Origin of the sequence: Streptomyces sp. SLBN-118 (genome assembly GCF_006715635.1) — a bacterium.
GTDB lineage: Bacteria > Actinomycetota > Actinomycetes > Streptomycetales > Streptomycetaceae > Streptomyces.
The window spans coordinates 3,946,059-3,969,545 of sequence record NZ_VFNP01000001.1; the positions used below are offsets into that span (position 1 = coordinate 3,946,059).

Here is a 23,487-nt window from a genome sequence, read left to right on the forward strand (position 1 = left end):
CGGTGCTCAGTGCTTCTGCGGGTTGTACGTGGGCTCCTTGACGGGAAGTTCGACCGTGATCGGGTCGGACTTCTCGAAATGCAGCTCCACGGTGACCTTCTCGCCCTGCTTCGGCTGCTGCTTGAGCTTCATGAACATGATGTGGCTTCCACCGCGTTCGAGATCGAGGTCGCCGTCCGCCGGGACGTCGAAGGCCTTCACCTCCTGCATCGTCTGGTTCTTCGACTCGTGGATCGTGATGTCGTCGGAGATGTCGCTGGTGATGGTGGTGAGCTTGTCCGCCCCGCCGCCGCTGTTGTGCACCCTCAGAAAACCGGCTGCCATGTCACCGACGGGCTGCGGCATGAACCCGCCGCTGACCTTCAACTCCGGCTTGCCGGCGGACGAGCAGCCCGTCAGCGCAAGCCCCGTGGTCAGGGCTATGACGGCGGCGAGGGTCGTTTGGCGGTTCACGGGTTCTCCCCGCGGATGATCTTCGGGAGGTCCTTGGCGTAGTCGTCCGCCGTGGTGTCCTCGCCGTAGAGCACATAGCCCTTGTCGGTCTTCGGGGAGAAGGCGATGACCTGAGCGCCGTGCATGGAGACGACCGTGCCGTCCTTCTCCTTCTTCGGCGGATCGATCCCGATGCCGATCTGCCGTGCGCCGGCCTGGATGGTCGGGAAGTCGCCGGTCAGCCCGGTGAAGGACGGGTCTCCGGCGCTCGGCAGCCACTTGGCCAGCTCGGCCGGGGTGTCGCGCTCCGGATCGGTGGTGACGAACACGACCTGGAGCTTGTCCTGGTCGGACTTGGGAAGCTGCTTTCTGGCGATGGCGATATTGCTCATCGTCAGCGGGCAGACGTCGGGGCAGTGCGTGTAGCCGAAGTAGATCAGCGTGGGCTTGCCCTTGGTGCGCTCACGCAGGTCGTACTTCGTGCCGTGGGTGTCCGTGAGCACGAGGTTCGGCTTGGTGAACGGCTGGTCGAGCACCGTCGCGGGCCTGTTCGCCGCGGCCGAGACATCGGCGACGGGCCCCTTGGCGGAGTCGTCGCCGCCCGAGCAGGCGGAGAGGCTGAGTGCGGCGGCAACGACGAGCGTGGCCGCGAGCACGATCTTCTTACGCATGGAGAAATGTCCCAAATGTCGTGTGCGGACCGTCAGGAGGAGCGACGGCGGCCGGCCAGGACACCGAAGGCCACACCCGCGATGCCGACCAGGATGCCGACGACGGCCAGGATGCGGGCGGTCGTGTCACTGCTGTCGGCAGACGCTGTCCCGGACTTCGTGTCCTCGTCCTGCCCGGCGCTCTTGCCGTCCTTCGCGGACGCGTCCTTGGCTCCGGCGCCGTGGTGCCCGTCCTCGGCCGCGGCGGACAGCTTCAGAACGGGCGCGGGGGCCTCGGGCTCCGGGGCGCCCTCCTTCGCCTCCTCGATCCAGCGCACGACCTCCTTGTTGTCGTACGTCTGGAGCGCCTTGAACACCAACTGGTCGGTGTCCTCGGGCAGTCGGCCGAGGGAGACGGGGAACTGCTGGAACTCCCCCGGAGCGATCTTTCCGCCGTCCGCGGTCCACGTGATCTTGGAAGGAGCCTCGGTGATCTGCTTGCCGTGCACCTCAAGAGGCTTCGCCAGCTTGGTCTTGGTGACCACGGCCTTCCAGCCCGGGACGGGCTGCGGCATGGCGGAGGCCATCGGGTGGTCGGCCGGGAGGCTGACCTCGAGCTTCACGGTCGAGGCGTTGTCGCGCTCGTTGGGGACCTTGAAGTTGACCGTCGCGTAACCGCCCTTGGCGGCCGCACCCTGCGGCTGCACGCTGACGTGTGCGAAGGCGGTGCCCGAGAGGAGCAGCACGGAGGAAGCGGCGATTCCGGTCGCGACAGCGATACGGGAAACGTTCATGGGTGAGGACACTCCACAGTTCAGAAGAAGTGAATGTGTGCCGCGCGCATACGGGTGCACGGACGCCACGGCACCACTTCCGTCGAGTGGGCCGCGTCAGACTGCGAGAGCGAGGCGGGCCGGCGGCCCGCGCCTGATCACCGTGTGCTGGAGTGCCTCACCGGCGAAGAGCACATCAGGGCCGCAGGAGATCCGGGCAGCACGCGGATCCACCGCGGGCGCTCCCACCAGACCGGAACGCAGCGCCCTTACGAGGCGGAGCGCGGCGCGCAGCGAACGCAGCCGGCCCGCCTCGGCCACCTCATGGGCCGAGTCCGCCGACAGGCGGATCAGCCGCGCCAGCGCCAGATCCCCGCGCCGCAGCAGCCAGCCGGTCGCGAGAGCGGCCAGCAGATGCCCCAGCAGCATGGGGAGGGAGGGCAGCAGCGGCGGAGAAGCGACGGCGGTATGCGCCATGTGCTCGTGGCCGAGGTGTCCGCCGACCGCGCCGGGTCCGGGCGGGGTGACACCGGAGTTGGTGACGATCCGCCGGGCGTCCGCCGGGCCGATCGAGGCGGCGCCCGCCCCGCACATCAGCTTCGCGGCCATCCTGATCAGCGCGTCGTCGGCAGTCGGGGCGAAGCGCAGCTGATGCTGTCCGAGCCCGAACAGGACGTGCAGGGAAAGCTGTCCGGCCGTGAGGGAGAGGGCGATGGACGGCAGCGAGCGCACCCGTCCCGCGAACGGCGCGACCAGCGCGAACATCCCGATGAAGCCCGCCGCCAGTGTCCATGCGTCAATGGCGGCACAGGCCGCGAGCGCGTGTCCCGTCGCGGCCAGCACAACGCAGACCGCGGTGAACACCGCGGCCCTCAGCAGCCGGGCACCGGCTCCGGCGCGCGCAACGGGGATGGACGACATGGCCGGCTCATCATCGCACTGTGCCGACAGCGCCCATACGGCAGGTCCGGAAGATCCCTTTTCCGGCACGCGCCGGCGCGCATACGGACGCAAGAGCCGCCACATACACCGCCGCCCGAACCGCGCACATCCGCCGAATGAGCGCAATCACATCAACTGTGCGCTTACGCACTGTGCCTTGGGGCAATACGTATCGGTATGTCGAGCCGCAGCCAGGAGGCCGGAGCATGAGCATCTGGTGGTCACTCCACTTGCGGCGCGATGCCGCGAGCGTCCCGCTCGCCCGCCGCTTGTTGCTCGGCACGATGGAGAACGCGGGAGTCGACCCCGACATCTCCTACGATCTGTCGGTCGCCCTCAGCGAGGCCTGCGCGAATGCCGTGGAACACGGCGGCGGTCGGGGGGCCGGGGAAGCATCGGCCGCGTACCGCGTGACCGCGTATCTGGACGGCGAGAAGTGCCGTATCGAAGTAGCCGATTCGGGGCCCGGCTTTCCCGTTCGGCGCGGCGGGCAGTGCGCGGCGTATGCCGCGCAACCGCCGTCCCCGACAGCCGAGAGCGGCCGCGGACTCTGTCTCATCGAGCAGCTCGCCGACCATGTCCATGTCCGCAACCGGCCCGGCCGGGGTGCGGTGGTGAGCTTCGACAAGATCCTCAAATGGCGGGAGGGCGCGCTGCTCAAGGTCTCCTGAGCAACGCGCCCTCCTCTCCGGTCCCTGTCGGGCCGGGTCAGCCCCGGAGCGAGGCCATCCAGGCCTCGACCTCGTCGGCCTGCCGCGGCAGCGCCGCCGACAGATTGCGGTTGCCGTCCGCGGTCACCAGGATGTCGTCCTCGATCCGGACGCCGATGCCGCGGTACTCCTCCGGCACGGTCAGGTCGTCCGCCTGGAAGTAGAGCCCGGGCTCCACCGTCAGACACATGCCCGGCTCCAGGGTCCCGTCGACATAGGCCTCGGTGCGCGCGGCGGCGCAGTCGTGGACGTCCATGCCGAGCATGTGGCCGGTGCCGTGCAGCGTCCAGCGGCGCTGCAGACCCAGCTCGAGCACCCGCTCCACCGGGCCCTCGAGCAGCCCCCAGTCGACGAGCTTCTCGGCAAGCACCCGCTGGGAGGCATCGTGGAAGTCGCGGTACTTGGCACCCGGCTTCACGGCCGCGATGCCGGCTTCCTGGGACTCGTACACCGCGTCGTAGATCTTGCGCTGCAGTTCGTTGAAGCGGCCGTTGATCGGCAGCGTGCGCGTGATGTCCGCGGTGTAGAGGGTGTGGGTCTCCACGCCGGCATCCAGCAGCAGCAGCTCGCCGGAGCGGACCGGGCCGTCGTTGCGCACCCAGTGCAGGGTGGTCGCGTGCGGTCCTGCGGCGCAGATCGAGCCGTAACCGATGTCGTTGCCCTCGACTCGGGCGCGCAGAAAGAAGGTGCCCTCGATGTACCGCTCGCTGGTCGCCTCGGCCTTGTCCAGGACCCTGACGACGTCCTCGAAGCCGCGCGCGGTGGAGTCGCACGCCTTCTGGAGCTCGCCGATCTCGAACTCGTCCTTCACGGCACGCGCCTCGGAGAGGTAGACGCGCAGTTCCTCGTCGCGCTCCGCGGTGACCTTGTCGGTCAGTGCCGTCTCGATATCCGCGTCGTGGCCGCGCACGACGCGGACCGGGCCCCTCGCCTCGCGCAGCTTCTCCGGAAGTTTGCGCACGTCCTTGGCCGGGATGCCGAGCAGCTTCTCGGCCTCGGCCAGGGAGTGACGGCGGCCGACCCACAGCTCGCCCTGGCCCGACAGCCAGAACTCGCCGTCCTCACGGTTGGAGCGCGGCAGCAGATAGATGGTGGCCCTGTGCGCGCCGTTCCTGGGCTCCAGAACCAGGACGCCGTCCTCGGTCAGGTCGCCGGTGAGGTACGCGTACTCGGTGGAGGCACGGAAGGAGTACTCGGTGTCATTGGAGCGGGTCTTCAGGTTGCCCGCCGGGATCACCAGGCGCTCGCCGGGAAAACGCGCCGACAGTGCGGCACGGCGGGCGGCGGTCTGCGAGGCCTGCGCGATGGGCTCCAGGTCGCGCAGCTCGGTGTCGGCCCAGCCCGTCGTCATGTTCTCGGCGAGCTCGTCGGACACGCCCGGGTACAGGCCGTTCTTACGCTGCTTGATCGGCTGCTCTTCTTCTTCCGGGGTCTCCGGGGGGAGCTCCTCGGCCACGTCTGCCTCCTGGGCCTGTCGGCCTTTCCTGATACGAAACTGGACCTCCCCTGGCTTCAGCCTGGGGCGACTCCACCATCGTATGTGTGAGCGGAAGACGGCCAGGCGTCCTGTGGAAAAGGCGTGAGGAATCAGTCAAAACGGGCGGCGAGCAACACCACGTCCTCACCGGTGTCGGCTTCGTCGAGACCCTCCGGCAGCACCGTGCGCAGCACATGCTCGGCGACGGCTCCGGGGTCGTCGCGCAGCGACTTCGGCACGCTCGCGGCCGCCGCGTGCAGCCGGGCGAAAGCCCGGTCCATGGGGTCACCGGTACGCCGCAGCAGCCCGTCCGTGTAGAGAAGCACCGTTTCTCCGGGCTCGATCGCGAGCTCCACGCTCGGCGCCTCCCAGCAGGCGAGCATCCCCAACGGTGCGGACAGGGACGTCTCGACGAACTCGGTACGCCGCTCCCCGACCACCAGCGGCGGTGTGTGCCCGGCCCCGGCCAGCACGATCTTTCTGTCGGCGGGCTCCGCGTAAGCGAAGAGCGCGGTCGCGGTACGGGCCGGTTCCGTCAGCCGCAGCAGCAGCTCCAGATCGGACAGTACGGCGACGGGGTCCTCGCCCTCCATCACGGCGTACGCCCTGAGGGAAGCGCGCAGCCTTCCCATCGCGGCCAGCGCACTGGGGCCCGATCCGCTGACCGATCCGACCGCGAGTCCCAGCGCGCCCTCGGGCAGCGGCAGCGCGTCGTACCAGTCGCCACCGCCATGGGGAGTGGTGCGGTGTCTGACGGCGAGCCGGACGCCGGGCACCCGGGGCAGCCGGCTGGGCAGCAGCTCCTCGGCCACGGTGGCCACCGTGGCACGCGCCTGCTCCAGCTCGACGAGCCGGGCCAGATGCTCGTTGGCGTAGCGCATATAGAGCCCGACCAGGTGGCACTGGCGCTCCACCGGGGTGGCGGGCTCGTCGTACATCCACACGGCGGCGCCGAGCGTTCCGGCCGCATCCGAGGCGAGCGGCACGGTGTAACTGGCGGCATAGCCGAGGCGGACGACGACCTCGCGCAGGCGGGTGTCGAGCGTCTTGTCGCCGAGCAGATCCGGATGGGCGACTGCCTCGGGCAGGCCGCCCGGGCCCGGCCGTCCGTCCGGGAGGCGGCCGTCGAGGATCCGCCCGTGGGCGGTCGCGGAGCGCGGCACCGTCTCGATATGGCCAAGTTCGGCATGGGTGAACCCGAGGCCCTTGGTGAGGGCGGGACCGCGGTCCGGCTCGAAACAGTCGGCTCGCGAGACGACGGTGGCGGGTTCGAGTACGACCAGGCCGCGGCGCGCGCCGACCAGGGCGGCACCCGCGCGCAGCAGTTCATGCAGGGCGTCGTCGAGTGAAGCGGTCCGGACCAGGCGCTCGGTGAGTTCGTGGAGGGTGGTCAGGTCGGAGACCCAGCCTGCAAGCCGGTCCTGAATGACCGCTCCGGGAGGGGCCGGCACAGCGGGGATGGCGGGCAGGGAGGCGGCAGTGTGCGCGGGGTTGGGAACCGCTGAATCGATTCCAGCCACTTTCGGCAGGTGAGAGGGGCTCATGGCAGCCGGCTTTCCGACTGGTGCGTTTTGCTCAATAGCATCGCAAACCCCCATGTCATTCTGCGCCGCTATCAATGCATCCACATGTACACGCACAAGTAAGGGGATGTCCAGCATTGGACCAGTGGGATCGATGGTGTCTACGTGACCTTGAACTTGGCCGAAAAAAGCACCCCAGGGCGGTCAATTGAGGTCGACTGAGGACTGTTCGGCAAGGGGGATCCTCCCCGGGCGAAGCCCGAGGGGGAGTCATTCCAAGTGGTGATGGGTACCTAAACGGTGATGGCCAGGGGCAGTTGAGATCGCCCCGGAACCTGGCGACGGGCCCGGGCGTCCTAACAGCCGGAGGCCGCGCCTCATCCCCGAGTGGCGGGGAAAAGTTCAGCGGGACTGCAAGCGCCAGGCGCGCGCCACCCCTCGCCACGCGTTTAATGGACTACAGCCCACGTTCGGCCCCCGGGCGGCGATCCTGCCGCAGGCGAAGAGGCGGGCCGCCCATGCCACCGGCAAGGGGCGGCGATGCGCCGACTGTACGCACAGTGAAGAGCTGCACACGTCGTGTGATGTGGTGGACCTCGGCGTTCAACGGAAAGGAACGAGCGCTCATGCGCGAGATCCTCGGAAGGCGACGCAGGCTCCGGTTCCGGCGCAAGAGGGGGCCCGTCCAGCTGGACGCGGCGCTCACCTGCGCCGCCGAGTGGCAATGGCCCGTACTCCCTGGTGTAGGACTGAAAGCGGCCGGAAGTCGCGGTGACCGCGGGCGCGGCTGCGCCTGCCCCGATCCCGAGTGCGTCGTACCCGGCGCGCACCCCTTCGACCCCGGAATCCTCGCTGCGACGACGGACGAGCGGATGGTGCGCTGGTGGTGGACCAACCGGCCCACCGCTCCGGTCATGCTGGCCACCGGAGGGCGTGCGCCGTGTGCCGTGAGCCTGCCCGCCGTCGCCGGGGCGCGAGCCCTGTCGGCGCTGGACCGGATGGGCATGCGCCTCGGCCCGGTGGTGGCGACGCCCACCCGCTGGTCCCTGCTGGTGGCTCCCTACACCCTCGAACGGCTCGGTGAACTTCTCTTCGTCAAGGACTGCGTGCCCAGTTCACTGCGCTTCCACGGAGAGGGCGGCTATCTCGTGCTGCCGCCCTCGCAGGCCGGGACCGGACAGGTGCGCTGGGAACGCGCGCCGCTGCCCGGCTCCTCGGCTCCCTGGCTGCCGGATGTGGAGGCGGTGGTGGACGCGCTGGTCGAGGCGAGCACCAGCGCACCGGACGGCGGCAGCCGTCTCGCGTACTGACCCTTTTCTCTCGTACGGACGGTCTTACTGACCGCGCGTACTGAGGGTGCGCACTGATCCGGGCCGGCTCCGTCACTCGTACGGGTAGGAGCCGGCCCGAGTTGTACGGGAATTGGGCGCGCGGCACCCCGGATGCACGCATTCCGTCGATATCTTCGGCCCACCGTCAACAATTTCCGCGCGCAGTCTTCAGGTGGACCCATGAATCTCCGCATGATCGGGCTCTGCACTGTCGTGCTGTTCACCACGCTGCTGCCGCTGGCCGCGTCCGCCGGACCGAGCGACGGACTCTGGCCGGGATCCGGCGCAGCGCCGGACGAGGCGAAGCCGAAGAGCGATGCCCGGCGCGGGCCCGGCCTGCTCTCCGGGCTCGGCTCCGCCAAAGCGCCGGGCGGAGGTCCGGGCGAAAGGGCCGGGGGCGGGGCAGGCGCTTCCGACACCTCCGACGCCGCCGAGCCCTCACATGTGACCGGAGCCACTGCCCCGCAGACATCGGCCCGATGTGGGCCGGAACTCACCTCTCCCGAAGGCGTCGAGGCACAGACCTGCGTACTGAGAGAGGGGCGCGACACCTGGGCGCGTACCTACTACCGCAATGCCACCGGCGAGGAATTGAGTTCCGTACTCACTCTGATGGGGCCCGGCGGGCGCACTTTGCAGACCAACTGTGTGGTCGAGGCGGGCGATGAACCGAACGCCTGTGAGACGCCCCGTGAGCCTTCTCGTGGGCCTGTTGCGCAGTATTCGGCGGTGGCGGAGTTCGCGACTGCGGATGAGGCGGGCGACGGGCCGCTGCTGCTGCGATCAGGGAGCAACTCGGCTGCTCCGGTGAGCCGTTGAGGAATGAGCCATTCCGCGAAATGGAAGCGCCCGGTCGCTGGCGACGGGGGATGCACCAGCGACCGGGCTTCTAGAACGGTAACAAGAGATCGGCAGTTCGCAAATTCGATCTCGGGTATTCGGACAGGGATTTACCTGCCGATCGGGCGAGTTGTGACTGGAGTCACCTATCGGTCGACAGAAACCGTCACTCTCAGCTCAGCGTGACCTGGCGGTTGGTGAGTCCGCCGCGCGCCCTGCGCTCCTCCGCGGTCAGCGGTGCGTCCGTCTGAAGAGCCTTGGCCAGTCGCTCGGCGAGCTCGGCCGCGGGCTTCTCGCACTCTTCGGCGCCCATCCCGCTCGGCAGGTCCCAGACCGGGACCATCAGGCCGTGCGCGCGGAAGGAGCCGACCAGCCGGGTGCCCTCGCCGAGCGAGGAGGTGCCTTGGGCGTGGAGCCGGGCGAGCGCGTCGAGGAGCTGCTCCTCGGGGTGCGGCATGACCCAGCGCAAATGGTTCTTCTCCGGGGTCTCGCACCAGTAGGCGGCGTCGACGCCGGAGAGCTTCACGGTCGGGATCGCAGCGGCGTTCGCGCGCTCCAGCGAGGCGGAGACCTCGGGGCTGGCATTGTCCGCGGAGTCCGGGATCCAGAACTCGAAGCCGGAGTGGACGACCGGCTCGAACGCGGCGCTCTCGTCGAGGAGGTCCTGCAGGCGCGGGCCGTCGGCGGGCACCCGCTGGGCGGCGACCGGGGTGCCGGGCTGGGTGCTCAGCGCACGCCGGAGCGTATTGGCGAGATCGCGACTCAGATCGCCCGACGACGTGTCGTTCTGCAGGCCGAGCAGCACGGAGCCGTCGTCGCGGCGCAGCGCGGGCCAGGCCATCGGCAGGACGGTCGCCAGGGTCACCGACGGCACGTCCTCGGGCAGTTCGCCCTTCAGGGTCAGCTCCACGGTCGCGGCGGGCACCAGCTCGCGCAGGGCGACCCAGTCGCACTCGCCGGGCAGGCCCTCGAACGGGCGCTGGACCAGCTCGGTCACGGCGTGCGCGGCGGCCCGGCCGTGACAGGCCTTGTAGCGGCGGCCCGATCCGCACGGGCAGGGCTCGCGGGCCCCGACGACCGGAATCTCCCCGCTCTCGGTCCGGGGCTTGGCGGCCTTCGTCTGGGGGCGCTTCTTGGCCATGGTGTGGCTTTCTCCCGACTGCGGTGGTGCTGTGTCGGGCGCGAGCCTAGTCCTCTGTCGCCGTAACGGGGGAGCAGCGGCCCACAAGGCGCGGCGGGTGCGCCGAACCGGTGGTGCCCGTTCCGCTCCCCGTTCCCCCCGCTCCCCCTCGCGCTCCCGCCTGAGGCGGGGCTTTCGGACGCGGCTTCCAGTCTCAGTCGAGGTCGTCGTACGAGTCCGCGAAGTCGAAGCCGGGCCCGGCGACGCGCGTAGCGAAATCCTCGCGACGGTGTCCTTCGGTGACAATCACCCACACCGTGACCTCACCGGCCGCACTGTCCCGGACACCCCAGTCCTGGGCGAGCGCGCTGATGATGTTCAGCCCCCGGCCGCCTCGTGCGGTGACCGAGGGCGTGGCCGGAACCGGTCGGGTCGGACCACCTCCGTCCGTCACTTCCACGGTGAGCCGGCCGACTGTGTCGACTCGCCAAGCTGCACGGATGTCGCCGTCACCCACCTCGGCGTGGCCCAGCGGCCTGCCATGACGGCATGCGTTGCTGAGAAGCTCGGAAAGGATAAGAACTGCATCGTCGACCACCGATTCGGGCACACCGCTGCTTCCCAATTGCTCACGCATCCGGTGTCGTGCCTCACCCACGCCCGCAGGGCCATGGGGTACGGCCATGCTCGACGACGTGGGCACCTCCTGTGCCACCACCAACGCCACCCCCGAGACCTCCTTTGCCCCACGCCACGGTGTGAATGCCCCAATGGACTGGACCGGAAACCGGCCAAGGGCGGGCCAGTGACGCACTCGTAACCATCGAATACGGACCGAACGCGCCGGTGCACTCCCTGTCATCGGAGTCAGAGGCGACCCAACTGGGACAGGACCAGTTTGGGGCGATTGGTAATGATTGCCTCGACCCCCAGCCGGGCACAGAGCTCCACGTCCATCGGCTCATTGACCGTCCAGACGTGCACGCGATGGCCCGCACGGTGCAGCCGGTCGATATAGCCGGGTTGGTTGCGTACGATCCGCATCCCCGGCCCCGCGATCCGCGCGCCCGCAGGCAGCCGTCCGTCGCGCAGCCGCGGAGTCACGAACTGCATCAGATAGACGGTGGGCAGATTCGGCGAGGCCGCGGCGACCCGGTGGAGGGAGCGGGCCGAGAAGCTCATGATCCGTACGGGCGAGGCGTCGGCCGTGACCGGATCGGCCAGCCCGAAGCGGCCGAGCAGTTGGATCAGCCGCTCCTCCACCTGGCCCGCCCAGCGGGTGGGGTGCTTGGTCTCGATGGCCAGCTCGATGTGGCGCCCCGAGTCGGCCACCAGCCCGAGCAGCCGCTCCAGCGTCAGTACGGATGTGAAGGACGGGTCTCCCCAGTCGGGGCTCTCCTCGCTGTCCTTCCACGACCCGAAGTCGAGGGCGGCGAGATCCGCGAGCTCCAGGGCCGAAACGGCGCCGCGGCCGTTGGACGTGCGGTTGATGCGCCGGTCGTGGACACAGACGAGATGACCGTCCGCGGTGAGTCGTACATCGCACTCGAGGGCGTCCGCGCCGTCCTCGATCGCCTTCTTGTACGCGGCCAGCGTGTGCTCGGGCGCGTCCTCGGAGGCGCCTCGGTGGGCGACGACCTGGATGTTGTGCTGTCGTGCTTGAGTCACCGCGTCATGGTGTCACCGCAACGGGGTAGGCGGGTGCCGGGGGCCGTTTGTGTGTCACCCGCAGATCCGTCCGAGGGGAGTGCAGGATCTGTCCGGAGGCACTGGAGATGCGTCCGTTTTGTCGGACGTAAAGGATGGCAGAGACACGCACAGGTCCCGCTTACAGTGGCCTGACGTGCTGTGAGAAAAGCTGTCCGCAGACACCTGCACAGCGCCGACGTGGAACCTGAGGAGAAACCGCTGTGAGCACCGAGAACGAGGGCAACGAAGGCACCGCGGTACCGGCCGCCCCTTCCGTACCTCCTGTGCCGGCCGCTGCTCCCGCGGGCACCGCTGCGTCCGCCGAGGGAGCCGGGGCGGACCGGACTTCTCATACGAACGGGGCCACCTACCCCGCCGAGCCGGCAGCGGCCGCGGTCGAGGAGCCCGGGCACTCCCCCCAGCCCGAGCCCGACACGGCGCCGCTGCCCGGTCCCGTACCCGCCGCCGCACCCTCCGGTGCCCAGCCCCACGGAGCGGGCTGGCCGCCGCCGCCCCCACTCCCCGCGTACGGAAGCGGCTCCCACGTGGGTGGCTCCCACGGGGGCGGTGACAGCGGAGGCGGCCCGCTCTGGGGAGCACCGCCCCAGGTCTCGGAGCCTCCGCGCCGGCGTTCCGGCGGCCTCGTCGCCGCCGTGCTCGTGGCAGCACTCGTCGCGGGCGGCGTCGGCGGTGGTATCGGCTACTGGGCAGCCGAGCACAACGACGACGGCATCGACTCGACCACGGTCTCCGCGGCCGACACCCCCAAGGACTTCAAGCGCGAGCCGGGCACCGTCGCCGCGGTCGCGGCCAAGGCGCTGCCGAGCGTTGTCACCATCGAGGCCAAGGCGGGCGGTGCCGGGGTCGGTGAGAGCGGTGAGAGTGAGGGCGGCACGGGCACCGGCTTCGTCTATGACAAGGAAGGCCACGTCCTCACCAACAACCACGTGGTGGCCTCCGCGGCTGACGGCGGCACTCTGTCCGTGACCTTCTCCAACGGCAAGGAGTACGACGCCGAAGTGATCGGCCGGGCGCAGGGGTACGACGTCGCCGTGCTGAAGCTGAAGAACGCGCCCTCGGGGCTGGACCCGCTGGCCCTCGGCAACTCTGAGCAGGTCGCCGTCGGCGACTCGACCATCGCGATCGGCGCGCCCTTCGGCCTGTCGAACACCGTCACCACCGGCATCATCAGCGCGAAGAACCGTCCGGTCGCCTCCGGCGACGGCTCCAGCGGCAAGAACTCGTACATGAGCGCTCTGCAGACCGATGCCTCCATCAACCCGGGCAACTCGGGCGGCCCGCTGCTCGACGCACGAGGCGCGGTCATCGGCATCAACTCCGCGATCCAGTCGGCGGGCAGCGGCCTTGGTCAGACGCAGGCGGGCTCGATCGGCCTCGGCTTCGCCATCCCGATCAACCAGGCGAAGAACGTCGCAGAGCAGCTGATCAAGACGGGCAAGCCGGTCTACCCGGTGATCGGCGCCACGGTCGACATGGCGGGCAAGGACGCCGGCGCCAAGATCGCCACCCAGAGCACGGGCGGGACCCCGGCGGTGTCCCCGAACGGCCCTGCCGCGAAGGCGGGCCTCAAGGCGGGCGACATCATCACCCAGTTCAACGGCAAGCCGGTGGACAGCGGTCCGACGCTGATCAGCGAGATCTGGAACCACAAGCCGGGCGACAAGGTGACCCTCACGTACGAGCGCGACGGCAAGGAACACACGGCGGAGGTCGTCCTGGGCAAGCGCACGGGCGACAGCTGACCGTCGCTGCTCCTTCGGTACGGGAGAACCCTGCACCTCAGAGTTTCGGCACGGGCGAACGCGGTACGGGAGAACACTGCTGCGACGCACGACGCGGGGCCGGTAGTCTGTAGCCCGCTCCGCCGCAGGTGGCCGGGGCGTGGGTGGGTTGCCCGAGCGGCCTAAGGGAACGGTCTTGAAAACCGTCGTGGCAGCGATGTCACCGTGGGTTCAAATCCCACACCCACCGCAGGTGAACGGCCTCTGACCAGGTAATCCGGTCAGGGGCCGTTCACGTACGCCGCGAGGATAGCCGCGCGGTCGGTGGAGCGGCTTTGGGCTGGAGCTGCCATGGGGCGAGAGATCGGGGCACGTAAGCTTGCCGCGACTCGAGCAGTCGCGGCAGACGGTCAGCGGGTGGAAGTCCCGGTATGCCGTGTTGGGTCTGGCGGGGTTGGCGGATCGTTCGGGTCGGCCGGTCTCATGTCCGCATCAGGCGTCGTGAAGGTGGAGACGGCGACGTCGGTCAAGCAGCCGGGTCACATCAGCGGCCTGATGCCGTCTACCGGGCCGAGGTCGAGGGCGCAGCCAGGACAGTTGACAGACGGTCAACCTGCACCATGAGCCGCCCGTATCCCATGTCTGATCAGGGCGTGAGGGTCATTTGTGGGCCACGACCTCTCGTCGCCGGACCCACTCTCGGTGAGAGCTGGAGCGAGCCGACTGCTCGCCTCGCGGCAGGGCCGCACCGACGTAATCATCCAGCAGGCGGGGGCCGACTCCTGCGCCGTAGGGATAGCCCAACCGGCCTGGTGAGCCCCCGCGTGGGGGTGCCCGAAGGCGCCTGTCATGATGTCCCGGCCCAATGTCCTGGAGGGGAGTGCATGAGATCGGTCCGGTGGCTCGTGGCGGCATCGGCCGTCCTGGTCCTGAGCGGTTGCGTGTCCGAACCGAACGAGGAGCCGGCGACGCCGCCTGCCCCGAGCGGTACTCCCACACCACGGAAGACACCGCCTGGTTCGCGCGCGGAGTCCGCCGCCGTGCTCGAGCAAGCTGTCCGGAGGTATGTCACCGCCGTCTACACCGCAGACAGTGACACGGCGTACACCCTCTCGTCGCAGCGCTGCCGCGACAGTGTGCCGCGGGCGCGCTTCGACTCATTGCTCGCTCTGGAGGCGGAGGACCTGGGGCCCCGGTCCGTGCTGTCGTTCAAGCTGGACGAGCTGTCAGGGGGCTCCGCGGTCGCGTCGTACCCGATCGGAGCCGGGGGGCGTGATCCGCAGCACGTGCCGTGGACCTGGGAGGACGAGGGCTGGCGCTTCGACGGGTGCCACACTGACTGAGGCCGCTGATAACCGAGCGGCCCGCCAACGCAGCGCAGTGCGGGCCTCGTGGGGCCTGCGTCGGACCGCGCGGGCTCAGATTGCGAAGCCACAGTCCACCGCCAGCTCCGCGCCTGTGACGTATCGGGCGCTCTCGCCGGCCAGGTACGAAACGGCGTCCGCGACCTCAACGCTGTGCCGTAGCGGCCGAGGTCTGCTCGGGAGCTGGGCCCACACGGGGTCACCGTCAACCCGGCCCCCCCAGGCCCGACTGACACCGACATGAACCCGAGCGACGGCGTTCGGCCGACTTCCAGCGCGGCTTCACCGCCGCTGCACGGTGCAGCGAGCGCCACAGCGACTCCGGCGCTCATCTGGTGTGGACTGGCTCCCCATCCCTCGACGCGGTCTCCCGGCCGTGAAACGATGCCGGCCGGAGAGAGGGGGGCGTGATTCAGTCGGTGCTCGCGAACATCGCGATCGGGCTCGTGACCAGCTTGCTCGGCGGTGGGTTCGTCTGGTTGAGGGAGCGGGCCAAGCGCGCTCGGGCTGTGAACAGGAGGGCGGCTTTTTTCGGCGTCCGGCCCGGGCAGACCTGCCTGATGGTGCTGGGCAACAAGCACAACTCGCCCGGCACCGCGCATCATCGGGATGTACGGGCAGTACTGGAACTGGCCCTGCTTGCCGCTGAGTTGGATTGCGGCGTCTCGTTGGAGTCCGGCAACTTCCGTGGCAGCAACGGTGATCGCACCGAGTTTTGTGTCGGCGGCCCCAGCGGGAACGCCAACCTCCGCACCGGCGGCCACCTTGCCACCCATATGCCCGGCGTCGTCATTCATCCCTACGACGCCACCCGTGCGGACTCGGTGGCCATAGAGGTCGGTGGGGAGAAGTTCCTGTACGACAAGGGCAATAAGGAGTACGCGCTCGTGGCGAAGTTCACGCCCGCGGAGTCCGTTTGCCCGGTATTCCTGGTGGCCGGGCAGACCTCGGTGGCCAACCTGGCCGCGATTCACTTCCTGCGGCGCGAGTACGCGCAGGTGGCCAGACAATTGTCGTCGGTCGAGCGCTTCTGCGTGATGATCAAGGTCTCCAACATCGGGACGTACGATTTCCACCGAGCAAACCTGGAACGGGAAGTTACCGCGGCCGCGTTCGGAGAGTGAGCGCGCTCACCGATTCGCCTTCCGCCCGCTCCCGCCCCGAGATCTCGCGCAGCTGATCGGCGAGTCCGCTCCCAGAGCTGATCAGAACCGGAACAGCACGGCCGCACTGTAGTGGCGGGGTCGATTGCGAAGATCGTCCACCTCGCCGACGCAGCGCGTGGGCATCCGCCTCTTGTTCTCCCCTCCGCGTCCAGGCGCCGTTGCAACCTGTACCCAGGTACAGCTTTACCGTCGGAGGTGTCCCACCACCGGGGACGTGATGACGGGAGTGAGCACGATGAGTGAACTGGCGTGGGTGCCGCGGTCCTGCACGCTGCCCACGGATGAGCGGCCCCTGCGGGTCGCCGAGTGGGATGTCCTCTTCTCCGAGCGGCTGACCGCCTTGGCCCGGCCCCAGCCTCTTCGTCTCCGCCTAGACCTGGCCGACGGCCCGGGCGTCGAGGACCGGGTCCGTGATCTGGTGACCCGCGAGGGACGCTGCTGCTCGTTCTTCACCCTCACGATCACCCCTGGTCAGGACCGGGTCCGTCTGGAGATCTCGGTGGACGCGGCGCACGAGGCGGTTCTGGAGGCCATCGCCGCGCGCACCGGTATCGCTGGGGAGCCGCAGTGAGTGCGGACATGCGCAGCGGGCAGGTCGCCGAGGCGGCCGGGGTGAACGTCCAGACGCTGCGCTACTACGAGCGGCGAGGCCTGCTGGCCGCGCCGGAGCGCAGCAACGGTGGTCACCGCCTGTACGGGGAGGAGGCGGTGACCGCCCTGCGGGTCATCAAAGCCGCCCAGCGTCTGGGCTTCACGCTGGATGAGGTCGCCGAGTTGCTGGAGGCAGGCCGCCACCGCCACGGACGCCCCGTCGCCGGGTTGCAGGGGCGCGCGGCGGCCAAGCTCACCGAGGTCGACGCGAAGATTGCCGACCTGACCACCATCCGCACCGCGCTTGCCGCGGCCGTCGAGGCGGGCTGCGACGACCTGACCGTCTGTGCCTCCAGCGCCTGCTGTCCCATCCCCTTCACCGACCTCGCCGAGGAGAACCGCCATGCCGGACCCTGCTGCTGACCCGCGCGCCCACAAGGCCTCGAAGGCGCTCGCGGGCCTGGCCGCTCTGGCCTGCGTGCTGCCCGTCCTGATCACGGCGGGTGTCCTCGGCGCTGGTGCCGGGGCGGTGGTGGGCCTACTGCCCGCCCTCGCCGTCGCCCTGGCCGTGGTCGCCGCCGGAACGTGGTGGCTCGGTCAGCGCCGTCGCTCCTGCTCCTGCCCTTCGAAGACCGCAGAAGGGGCGGATGGGGCTGCGGAGCGTCCGGGGATCCGCTGAAGATCACCGGCGTGTGAGCCGCCCATCGGGTCAGTGACCTTGGCGGACGGCCGATCCGTTCACTGGGCTCGTTCACCCGCCCCTTTGACGGAACCCGTTCAGCGGCGGCGGCCCGATGTGAGCCGTTCCGCCGAGGCGATCGTCGCCCGGGCCTCCCGTTCGGTCAGGCCCGTGTGGACCGCCGCTTCGGTGAGGGCGTCAGCGAGCTCGTCGCCGAAGCCGTTCTCGTAGGCACGGCAGGCAGCCCAGAACAGCCGGGTGTTGCGCTGGCCCTCGTGCGCGGCGAGAACGAACTGGACCAGGCCGTGTCCCTGAGCCGGGCGGGCCGGGCCGGCCTGTGTGGGGTGGCGGAGGCGTGCGGGGGGTGTCACGAGGCGCAGGAGTGCGCGGGGGCAGGGCGCGGGGGACAGTTCGGCCGTGCCGGGGGCGAGGCGGTAGGCGCCGTGGGCGCTGACAGAGCCGGGACCGACGAGATAGCCACCGGCGCCGCGTACGTCGATGCCGGGTGCGAGCCGGCTCGCGGAGTTCGGGACGACGACGTCGGGTGGGCCGGTCAGCCAGAGGTGGCGGCCGCCGCTCGGGGTCAGGACGGTGACCGTCTCCGGGATGGTGAAGAGATGGCGCAGGGCCAGGTCCTGGAGCGCGGCGACGGAGTCGGTCGAGGACTTGGTGTCGAGGTCGATGCCGATCAGATGGTGCGGTGGCCGACCGCAGGCGATGCCGTATCCGGTGGCCCAGGGGGCGGCGGCGAAGAGAGCGCGGACGCCTGCAGGGTCGGTGGTGGCGTCGTGGACGCCATGGCCGGGGAGGCCGCATTCGCCGCGGCACAGGACCGGCTCGGCCTCGCCCCGGTGGGGAGAGCGCAGGGCAGGGAGCTTGCTGGGGGACAGCGGGATGACGGGGAGTCCGCGCTCCGCGGCGGAGAGAGCGTGGGCGAGGGCCAGGGTTGCGTTCTGCCGGTCGCGGGTGGCCATGCCTCTATGTTCGTACAGGTGTTCGAAGAAGGGAAGAGGGGGAGTTTGGCGGAAAACATGCCGTAACGCTTCCTCTCTTGCCCTGCCGCGGTTACGTGATGCGCGCGATCCTGAGCTGGGCTTTTCTGGCGGCGAAGGGGGTTTATCGACTTGTCTTCACGCTTGAGGGGGAATGGGGCCTCTGGGGTGGTTCGCCGGGGATTCGATGGGCAACTCTGATCTTGCGACGCCGCGACCGCGATCCGGGAGGTCGGCCAACCACCCCGGAACAAGCCGTAGTTCCGCAGTTCCAGTTCAGGGAGGACACGACATGGCATGCATCCGTACTGCCCGCACTCTCGCCGTAGGTGCCAGGAACAACACCACAGCGAGCGGCTCCGGCCTCACGGTGACTGACCAGTCCCATGCGGCGGTGAACTTCGCGGGTCTGTAATCGTGACCGGCCCGAGGGGGGTCCGGCCCGAGGGGGGCATCCGAGGGGGATATGACCGAAGGGTGGATCACGGCCTGCGCGACGGTACTTCAGTGCCGACGCGCAGGCCGTCGTGCGTATCGGGCGCGACCCGGTGGCAGGCGGAGCGGCGGCTGACCTTGACAGGGTGCATGGATCTGACGGACAGTCAGAAACCCTGATCCCCTGATCCGTATGCCCGGGAGGCGGCCGCCGTGCACCTCGCCCCGACGGAGCGGCAGCAGCAGCTGCGCGCCGAACTTCGCTCGTACTTCCGAACACTGATGCCGGACGGACCACCGCCGGCCGGCGACGAACCGGGCCGTCGGCGCCTGCTGCGACGCATCGGTGCGGACGGGATGCTCGGTCTCGGCTGGCCCGTGGAGTACGGAGGCCAGGGGCGCGGCGCCGACGAGCAGTTCGTCTTCTTCGACGAGGCGTACCGTGCCGGTGCGCCCGTCTCCATGGTGACCCTGAACACCGTCGGTCCGACCCTGATGAAGTACGGCACCGAGCAGCAGAAGTCCTCCTTCCTGCCGCGCATCGTGAATGGCGAGTTGGTCTTCGCGATCGGCTACAGCGAGCCCGAGGCGGGGACGGACCTCGCCTCGCTGCGTACGCGTGCCGTCCGGGACGGCGAATCCTGGGTCGTCGACGGACAGAAGATCTTCACCAGCAATGCCCAGAACGCCGACTGGATCTGGCTCGCGTGCCGTACGGACCCGCAGGCGCCCAAACACAAGGGCATCTCGATCATCCTGATTCCGACGGACGCGCCGGGCTTCTCGTGGACGCCGATCGAGACGGTGGGCGGCCTGGCCACGACGTCGACGTACTACGACGGGATACGGGTGCCCACCGCGAACCTCGTCGGCGAGGAGAACGGCGGCTGGGGACTGATCACCAACCAGCTCAACCACGAGCGGGTGGCGCTGGCGGCGATCGGAATGCAGGCCGAGGACTTCTACGCGGCGGTGCTGGAGCGGGCCCGTACACCCGATCCGGTGACGGGTGAGCGCCGGATTGACCTGCCGTGGGTCCAGTTCAGAGCGGCCGAAGTACATGCCCGGCTCTCCGCAACGCGCCTGCTCAACTGGCGTTTGGTGGGGGATGTGGGGGCAGGCCGGCCGACCCCCGGCGATGCGAGCGGCGTGAAGTTCGCGGGAACGGAAGCCGCGGTCGAAACGTATCGAATGTGCCAGGAAATCACGGGGGAGGCGGGGTTGATCCGGGCCGGTTCGCCCGGCTCGCTCGACATCTGCGCCGGGGAGCGTCCGCTGGGTGACGGGGAGCTGGAGCGGATGAACAGGGCGGCGCAGATCAACACCTTCGGGGGCGGGGTGAGCGAGGTGCAGCGGGAGATCGTCGCGACGATGCGACTCGGCATGAAGAGGGGGAAGCGGTGACGGACCTGTACGAGCGGTTGAAGGCGTACGAGGGGCGGGCGGCCGCCACCTCGGGCGTGGGCAAGGACCTCGTCAACGAGCCGATGATCAGGCACTGGTGCGAGGCGATGGGGGACACCAACCCCGCCTACACCGGGCCTGACGCCACAGCGCCGCCGACGATGCTCCAGGCGTGGACGATGGGCGGTCTCTCGGGGCACACGGACCGGTCGGCAGCGCAGGACGAGCTGTTCGCCCTGCTCGACGACGCGGGCTACACCTCGGTCGTCGCGACCGACTGCGAGCAGGAGTATCTGCGGCCGCTGAGGCCCGGGGACCGGATCACCTTCGACGCGGTGATCGAGTCGGTGTCGGAGCTCAAGACGACGAAGCTGGGCGCCGGCCACTTCGTCACGACACGGATGGACGTGAAGGCCGACGGCGAGCCGGCCGGGACGCATCGCTTCCGGATCCTCAAGTACGCACCGGCCCGGCGGAAGCCGAAGGCTGCGGACAGGCGGCCACGGCCGGTGATCAACCGGGACAACGCCGGATTCTGGGAGGGGGTCGCCGCACACAAACTGCTCATCCAGCGGTGCGGGGGGTGCGGAACGATGCGCCTGCCCTGGCTGCCGGGATGCGGGGCGTGCGGCTCGGCGGCATGGGACACGATCGAGGCGGGCGGCGCGGGGACGGTCTACTCGTACGTGGTGATGCACCACCCGCCCTTCCCGGCCTTCGACCCGCCCTACGCGGTGGGGCTGATCGAGCTGGCGGAGGGCGTCCGCATGGTCAGCAATGTGGTCGGCGTGCCGTACGACAAGGTGCGGATCGGGATGCCCGTACGGCTCGAATTCCTGCGGGTGGACGAAGAGTTGGAGCTGCCGGTCTTCAACGCTGCCGACGGCGCCGAGAGGGGTGAGGGCTGATGGACTTCACCCCCACCCAGGAGCAGGCGGCCGCCCGGGACCTGGCAGCGCGGATATTCGGCGATCTCTCCACGCACGAGCGGCTGGTTTCCGCCGGGACCGGTACGGACTCGGAGTTGTCGAAGGCGCTGTGTTCGGCAGGCCTTGTGGGGGCCACAGAGGACATCGGTCTGCTCGGTCTTGTGTTGCTCCTGGAGGAGCAGGGGCGGACCACCGCTCAGGTGCCCTTCGCCGCGACCTGTGTCTACGGAGTGCTGGCGGTGGCCACGCACGGCACGGACGAGCAGCGGACCAGGCTGCTGCCCCCGCTGCGCGACGGCACGGCCGTGGCGACCGGGGCGTTCCCGGCACACGGCGGCATACGGGTCTCCGCCTCGGGTCTGCTGAGCGGTACGGCGCCGCTCGTGCCCTGGCTGCGGGACGCCACGCATGTGCTGGTGCCGGACGCCGACCGCGCGCTGTGGCTCGTGCGGACCGCGGAGGCCGAGGTGTCGGACGTGGAGACCACGGCGCCCTGGGCGGCGGGACGGCTCGTGCTGTCGGGCACACCGGGCGAGCGGCTGGGCGGGCCAGGTGCGTACGAGTCCGTGCTCGCTCTGGGCCGTACCGCGTTCGCGGGACTGCAGGCCGGGGTGTGTGCGGGCTCGCTCGCCCGGGCCGTCGAACACACCTCGGCCCGCGAGCAGTTCGGTCGTCCGCTCTCCACCAACCAGGGCGTACTGCTGCGCGCCGCCGACGCGTACATGGACACCGAGGCGATACGGGTCACGGCGTACGAGGCCGCCTGGAGACAGGACGAGGGGCTCGAAGCGGCCGCCGAAGTGCTGACCGCCGCCTGGTGGGCCTCCGAGGCCGGCAGGCGCGTCGTCCATGCCGGGCAGCATCTGCACGGCGGGACCGGTGCCGACCTGGATCATCCCGTCCACCGGCACTTCCTGTGGGGCCGCCAGTTGGACGCCTACCTCGGCTCCGGTCCCGAACTCCTCGCCGAACTCGGCCGGTTGCTCGCACGGGAGCCCATACCCGCGCACGAGCCCGTACCCGCGCACGAGCCCGTACCCGCGCACGAGCCCGTACCCGCGCACGCGCCGGTACCCGCAAAGGAGCCCCTACGTGAAAGCCGGTGACGAACTCCCGCCGCTGACCATCCCCATCACCCGCACCCTGATCGTCGCCGGGGCCGTGGCCTCACGCGACTACCAGGACGTGCATCACGACACGGAGCTCGCGAAGGAGAAGGGGTCCCCGGACATCTTCATGAACATCCTGACGACCAACGGGCTGGTCGGGCGGTACATCACCGACTGCTTCGGCGAGCGTGCCGTGATCCGGAAGGTCGCCATCCGGCTCGGCGCGCCCAACTACCCGGGGGACACGATGGTGCTGAGCGGCACGGTCACCTCCGTCGAGGGCGGCATCGCCGGCGTACGAGTCGTCGGCGCCAACAGCATCGGCGACCACGTCACCGGCTCGGTGACGGTGAGCCTCGCACCGAGCCCGGAGGGCGCCGTATGAGCATCCGCAGCCGGGACACGCTCGGGGGCAGGGCGGCCGTCGTGGGCATCGGGGCGACCGAGTTCTCCAAGGACTCCGGCCGCAGCGAACTGAAGCTGGCCGTCGAGGCGGTGCACGCCGCACTCGACGATGCGGGCCTGTCCCCCGCCGACGTCGACGGCCTGGTGACCTTCACCATGGACACCAGCCCGGAGATCACCGTCGCCCAGGCGGCGGGCATCGGCGAGCTGTCCTTCTTCTCCCGTATCCACTACGGCGGGGGCGCGGCCTGCGCCACCGTTCAGCAGGCGGCCCTCGCCGTTGCCTCCAAGATCGCCGAAGTCGTCGTCTGCTACCGGGCGTTCAACGAACGGTCGGGCCGGCGCTTCGGCTCCGGAGTACAGCATCGCGAGCCGTCCGCCGAAGGCACGGCGCTCGGCTGGAACCTCCCCTTCGGGCTGCTCACCCCCGCCTCCTGGGTCGCGATGGCCGCGCAGCGCTATCTGCACACCTACGGGCTGACGCCCGACGCGTTCGGCCATGTCGCCGTCACCGGCCGCCGTCACGCGGCGAACAACCCCGCCGCGTACTTCTACGGGAAGCCGATCACACTCGCCGACCACGCCGCATCGCGCTGGATCGTCGAGCCGCTGCGTCTGCTGGACTGCTGCCAGGAGACCGACGGCGGACAGGCGATCGTCGTCACCAGCACCGAGCGGGCCCGTGATCTGCGGCAGCCTCCGGCGGTGATCGTCGCGGCCGCACAGGGTGCGGGCCGGGCTCAGGAGCAGATGACCAGCTTCTACCGGGACGACCTCACCGGCCTGCCCGAGATGGGGGTTGTCGCGCGGCAGCTCTGGGCGACGTCCGGGCTGGCCCCCGGCGATATCGATGTCGGCATTATTTATGACCATTTCACCCCGTTTGTTCTGATGCAGTTGGAGGAGTTCGGGTTCTGCGAGCCGGGCGAGGCCGCGGAGTTCGTGGCCGCGGACGCGCTGCCTCTCAACACCCATGGCGGACAGCTCGGCGAGGCGTATCTGCACGGGATGAACGGCATCGCGGAGGCGGTCAGACAGCTGCGCGGCACCTCGGTGAACCAGATATCCGGCGCGTCCAGGGCGCTGGTCACCGCGGGCACCGGCGTCCCCACATCCGGGCTCGTCCTGGGTGCGGACGGCTGACACCCTCAGGGGGTGTCCTCCACCTTCAGGAGGTGGGGGCA

26 protein-coding genes and 1 tRNA gene are annotated in these 23,487 nt (G+C 69.7%); 17 read left to right on the forward strand and 10 right to left on the reverse strand.

Features of this window, described 5'->3' with window-relative positions; genetic code table 11:
• Positions 1 to 6 precede the first annotated feature (6 nt).
• The 4 genes from FBY35_RS18075 to FBY35_RS18090 form a co-directional block, all read right to left on the reverse strand.
• Positions 7 to 453 (reverse strand): copper chaperone PCu(A)C, encoded by a 447-nt coding sequence (locus FBY35_RS18075; protein ID WP_142214781.1) that lies wholly within the window; start codon positions 451 to 453, stop codon positions 7 to 9.
• Positions 450 to 1,103 carry an SCO family protein gene (locus tag FBY35_RS18080; RefSeq protein WP_142214782.1) on the reverse strand — a complete coding sequence of 218 codons (654 nt, stop codon included), beginning with the start codon at positions 1,101 to 1,103 and terminating at the stop codon, positions 450 to 452. The genes FBY35_RS18075 and FBY35_RS18080 overlap by 4 nt, the downstream gene beginning before the upstream one ends.
• Before the next feature lie 32 nt (positions 1,104 to 1,135).
• Positions 1,136 to 1,876 (reverse strand): YcnI family protein, encoded by a 741-nt coding sequence (locus FBY35_RS18085; RefSeq protein WP_142214783.1) that lies wholly within the window; start codon positions 1,874 to 1,876, stop codon positions 1,136 to 1,138.
• 96 nt (positions 1,877 to 1,972) lie between these two features.
• On the reverse strand, positions 1,973 to 2,776 hold the full coding sequence (locus tag FBY35_RS18090) for a hypothetical protein (protein WP_142214784.1): 804 nt from the start codon (positions 2,774 to 2,776) through the stop codon (positions 1,973 to 1,975).
• A gap of 227 nt (positions 2,777 to 3,003) precedes the next feature.
• Here FBY35_RS18090 and FBY35_RS18095 point away from each other — a divergent pair, with 227 nt between their 5' ends.
• Entirely contained in the window at positions 3,004 to 3,468 is a 465-nt protein-coding gene (locus FBY35_RS18095) for an ATP-binding protein (RefSeq protein WP_142214785.1), read from the forward strand.
• A 37-nt stretch (positions 3,469 to 3,505) separates the two neighbouring features.
• On the opposite strand, the gene FBY35_RS18100 is transcribed toward FBY35_RS18095, so the two are convergent.
• Both FBY35_RS18100 and FBY35_RS18105 read right to left on the reverse strand, forming a co-directional pair.
• Complete coding sequence (locus FBY35_RS18100; protein ID WP_142214786.1) at positions 3,506 to 4,963, reverse strand: aminopeptidase P family protein; 1,458 nt, start codon at positions 4,961 to 4,963, stop codon at positions 3,506 to 3,508.
• 131 nt (positions 4,964 to 5,094) lie between these two features.
• Positions 5,095 to 6,645, reverse strand: a complete 1,551-nt coding sequence (locus FBY35_RS18105; RefSeq protein WP_142214787.1) for a PP2C family protein-serine/threonine phosphatase — start codon at positions 6,643 to 6,645, stop codon at positions 5,095 to 5,097.
• A gap of 488 nt (positions 6,646 to 7,133) precedes the next feature.
• Here FBY35_RS18105 and FBY35_RS18110 point away from each other — a divergent pair, with 488 nt between their 5' ends.
• Both FBY35_RS18110 and FBY35_RS18115 read left to right on the forward strand, forming a co-directional pair.
• On the forward strand, positions 7,134 to 7,817 hold the full coding sequence (locus tag FBY35_RS18110) for a bifunctional DNA primase/polymerase (protein ID WP_142214788.1): 684 nt from the start codon (positions 7,134 to 7,136) through the stop codon (positions 7,815 to 7,817).
• Positions 7,818 to 8,018: 201 nt separating this feature from the next.
• Positions 8,019 to 8,657, forward strand: a complete 639-nt coding sequence (locus FBY35_RS18115) for a hypothetical protein (protein WP_142214789.1) — start codon at positions 8,019 to 8,021, stop codon at positions 8,655 to 8,657.
• A gap of 193 nt (positions 8,658 to 8,850) precedes the next feature.
• Here FBY35_RS18115 and FBY35_RS18120 read toward each other — a convergent pair whose 3' ends face one another.
• The 3 genes from FBY35_RS18120 to FBY35_RS18130 form a co-directional block, all read right to left on the reverse strand.
• Positions 8,851 to 9,819, reverse strand: coding sequence for a DUF5926 family protein (locus FBY35_RS18120; protein ID WP_142214790.1), 969 nt, complete (start codon positions 9,817 to 9,819; stop codon positions 8,851 to 8,853).
• 193 nt (positions 9,820 to 10,012) lie between these two features.
• The gene (locus tag FBY35_RS18125) at positions 10,013 to 10,660 is read right to left on the reverse strand and encodes an ATP-binding protein (RefSeq protein ID WP_142214791.1); all 648 of its coding nucleotides are present in this window, start codon (positions 10,658 to 10,660) and stop codon (positions 10,013 to 10,015) included.
• A 5-nt stretch (positions 10,661 to 10,665) separates the two neighbouring features.
• Positions 10,666 to 11,466, reverse strand: coding sequence for a glycerophosphodiester phosphodiesterase (locus tag FBY35_RS18130; protein WP_142214792.1), 801 nt, complete (start codon positions 11,464 to 11,466; stop codon positions 10,666 to 10,668).
• Positions 11,467 to 11,708: 242 nt separating this feature from the next.
• On the opposite strand from FBY35_RS18130, the gene FBY35_RS18135 reads away from it, so the two are divergent.
• The 8 genes from FBY35_RS18135 (at position 11,709) to FBY35_RS18180 (ending at position 17,029) form a co-directional block, all read left to right on the forward strand.
• The gene (locus FBY35_RS18135) at positions 11,709 to 13,250 is read left to right on the forward strand and encodes a S1C family serine protease (RefSeq protein ID WP_142214793.1); all 1,542 of its coding nucleotides are present in this window, start codon (positions 11,709 to 11,711) and stop codon (positions 13,248 to 13,250) included.
• A 142-nt stretch (positions 13,251 to 13,392) separates the two neighbouring features.
• Positions 13,393 to 13,479, forward strand: a tRNA-Ser gene (locus tag FBY35_RS18140).
• A gap of 129 nt (positions 13,480 to 13,608) precedes the next feature.
• Positions 13,609 to 13,734 (forward strand): helix-turn-helix domain-containing protein, encoded by a 126-nt coding sequence (locus FBY35_RS18145; RefSeq protein ID WP_399208315.1) that lies wholly within the window; start codon positions 13,609 to 13,611, stop codon positions 13,732 to 13,734.
• 535 nt (positions 13,735 to 14,269) lie between these two features.
• Positions 14,270 to 14,572 carry a hypothetical protein gene (locus FBY35_RS18150; RefSeq protein WP_142214794.1) on the forward strand — a complete coding sequence of 101 codons (303 nt, stop codon included), beginning with the start codon at positions 14,270 to 14,272 and terminating at the stop codon, positions 14,570 to 14,572.
• A gap of 428 nt (positions 14,573 to 15,000) precedes the next feature.
• On the forward strand, positions 15,001 to 15,717 hold the full coding sequence (locus FBY35_RS18165; protein ID WP_260848646.1) for a hypothetical protein: 717 nt from the start codon (positions 15,001 to 15,003) through the stop codon (positions 15,715 to 15,717).
• A 277-nt stretch (positions 15,718 to 15,994) separates the two neighbouring features.
• Entirely contained in the window at positions 15,995 to 16,330 is a 336-nt protein-coding gene (locus FBY35_RS18170) for a hypothetical protein (RefSeq protein WP_142214795.1), read from the forward strand.
• On the forward strand, positions 16,327 to 16,773 hold the full coding sequence (locus FBY35_RS18175; protein WP_142214796.1) for a MerR family transcriptional regulator: 447 nt from the start codon (positions 16,327 to 16,329) through the stop codon (positions 16,771 to 16,773). Before FBY35_RS18170 ends, FBY35_RS18175 begins: the two co-directional genes overlap by 4 nt.
• Positions 16,754 to 17,029 carry a hypothetical protein gene (locus tag FBY35_RS18180; protein ID WP_142214797.1) on the forward strand — a complete coding sequence of 92 codons (276 nt, stop codon included), beginning with the start codon at positions 16,754 to 16,756 and terminating at the stop codon, positions 17,027 to 17,029. Before FBY35_RS18175 ends, FBY35_RS18180 begins: the two co-directional genes overlap by 20 nt.
• Before the next feature lie 98 nt (positions 17,030 to 17,127).
• Here the strand turns inward: FBY35_RS18180 and FBY35_RS18185 are convergent, their stop codons facing one another.
• Positions 17,128 to 18,003 (reverse strand): bifunctional DNA primase/polymerase, encoded by an 876-nt coding sequence (locus FBY35_RS18185; RefSeq protein ID WP_142214798.1) that lies wholly within the window; start codon positions 18,001 to 18,003, stop codon positions 17,128 to 17,130.
• Positions 18,004 to 18,313: 310 nt separating this feature from the next.
• On the opposite strand from FBY35_RS18185, the gene FBY35_RS37185 reads away from it, so the two are divergent.
• The 6 genes from FBY35_RS37185 (at position 18,314) to FBY35_RS18210 (ending at position 23,446) form a co-directional block, all read left to right on the forward strand.
• Entirely contained in the window at positions 18,314 to 18,436 is a 123-nt protein-coding gene (locus tag FBY35_RS37185) for a hypothetical protein (protein ID WP_260848647.1), read from the forward strand.
• Positions 18,437 to 18,669: 233 nt separating this feature from the next.
• Positions 18,670 to 19,860: an acyl-CoA dehydrogenase family protein gene (locus FBY35_RS18190; protein WP_142214799.1), complete on the forward strand. Its 1,191-nt coding sequence runs from the start codon at positions 18,670 to 18,672 to the stop codon at positions 19,858 to 19,860.
• Positions 19,857 to 20,768 (forward strand): bifunctional MaoC family dehydratase N-terminal/OB-fold nucleic acid binding domain-containing protein, encoded by a 912-nt coding sequence (locus FBY35_RS18195; protein ID WP_142214800.1) that lies wholly within the window; start codon positions 19,857 to 19,859, stop codon positions 20,766 to 20,768. Before FBY35_RS18190 ends, FBY35_RS18195 begins: the two co-directional genes overlap by 4 nt.
• Positions 20,768 to 21,895 carry an acyl-CoA dehydrogenase family protein gene (locus tag FBY35_RS18200; protein ID WP_142214801.1) on the forward strand — a complete coding sequence of 376 codons (1,128 nt, stop codon included), beginning with the start codon at positions 20,768 to 20,770 and terminating at the stop codon, positions 21,893 to 21,895. Before FBY35_RS18195 ends, FBY35_RS18200 begins: the two co-directional genes overlap by 1 nt.
• On the forward strand, positions 21,882 to 22,283 hold the full coding sequence (locus tag FBY35_RS18205) for a MaoC family dehydratase (protein ID WP_142214802.1): 402 nt from the start codon (positions 21,882 to 21,884) through the stop codon (positions 22,281 to 22,283). The genes FBY35_RS18200 and FBY35_RS18205 overlap by 14 nt, the downstream gene beginning before the upstream one ends.
• On the forward strand, positions 22,280 to 23,446 hold the full coding sequence (locus FBY35_RS18210) for a lipid-transfer protein (protein ID WP_142214803.1): 1,167 nt from the start codon (positions 22,280 to 22,282) through the stop codon (positions 23,444 to 23,446). The genes FBY35_RS18205 and FBY35_RS18210 overlap by 4 nt, the downstream gene beginning before the upstream one ends.
• Positions 23,447 to 23,487 lie beyond the last annotated feature (41 nt).

Coding starts and splice junctions, on each gene's coding strand:
- FBY35_RS18080 (WP_142214782.1), bottom strand. CDS start 1,103: ATGCGTAAGAAGATCGTGCTCGCGGCCACGCTCGTCGTTGCCGCCGCA.
- FBY35_RS18085 (WP_142214783.1), bottom strand. CDS start 1,876: ATGAACGTTTCCCGTATCGCTGTCGCGACCGGAATCGCCGCTTCCTCC.
- FBY35_RS18090 (WP_142214784.1), bottom strand. CDS start 2,776: ATGTCGTCCATCCCCGTTGCGCGCGCCGGAGCCGGTGCCCGGCTGCTG.
- FBY35_RS18095 (WP_142214785.1), top strand. CDS start 3,004: ATGAGCATCTGGTGGTCACTCCACTTGCGGCGCGATGCCGCGAGCGTC.
- FBY35_RS18105 (WP_142214787.1), bottom strand. CDS start 6,645: ATGCTGGACATCCCCTTACTTGTGCGTGTACATGTGGATGCATTGATA.
- FBY35_RS18110 (WP_142214788.1), top strand. CDS start 7,134: ATGCGCGAGATCCTCGGAAGGCGACGCAGGCTCCGGTTCCGGCGCAAG.
- FBY35_RS18115 (WP_142214789.1), top strand. CDS start 8,019: ATGAATCTCCGCATGATCGGGCTCTGCACTGTCGTGCTGTTCACCACG.
- FBY35_RS18120 (WP_142214790.1), bottom strand. CDS start 9,819: ATGGCCAAGAAGCGCCCCCAGACGAAGGCCGCCAAGCCCCGGACCGAG.
- FBY35_RS18125 (WP_142214791.1), bottom strand. CDS start 10,660: ATGACAGGGAGTGCACCGGCGCGTTCGGTCCGTATTCGATGGTTACGA.
- FBY35_RS18170 (WP_142214795.1), top strand. CDS start 15,995: ATGAGTGAACTGGCGTGGGTGCCGCGGTCCTGCACGCTGCCCACGGAT.
- FBY35_RS18180 (WP_142214797.1), top strand. CDS start 16,754: ATGCCGGACCCTGCTGCTGACCCGCGCGCCCACAAGGCCTCGAAGGCG.
- FBY35_RS18185 (WP_142214798.1), bottom strand. CDS start 18,003: ATGGCCACCCGCGACCGGCAGAACGCAACCCTGGCCCTCGCCCACGCT.
- FBY35_RS37185 (WP_260848647.1), top strand. CDS start 18,314: ATGGCATGCATCCGTACTGCCCGCACTCTCGCCGTAGGTGCCAGGAAC.
- FBY35_RS18200 (WP_142214801.1), top strand. CDS start 20,768: ATGGACTTCACCCCCACCCAGGAGCAGGCGGCCGCCCGGGACCTGGCA.
- FBY35_RS18210 (WP_142214803.1), top strand. CDS start 22,280: ATGAGCATCCGCAGCCGGGACACGCTCGGGGGCAGGGCGGCCGTCGTG.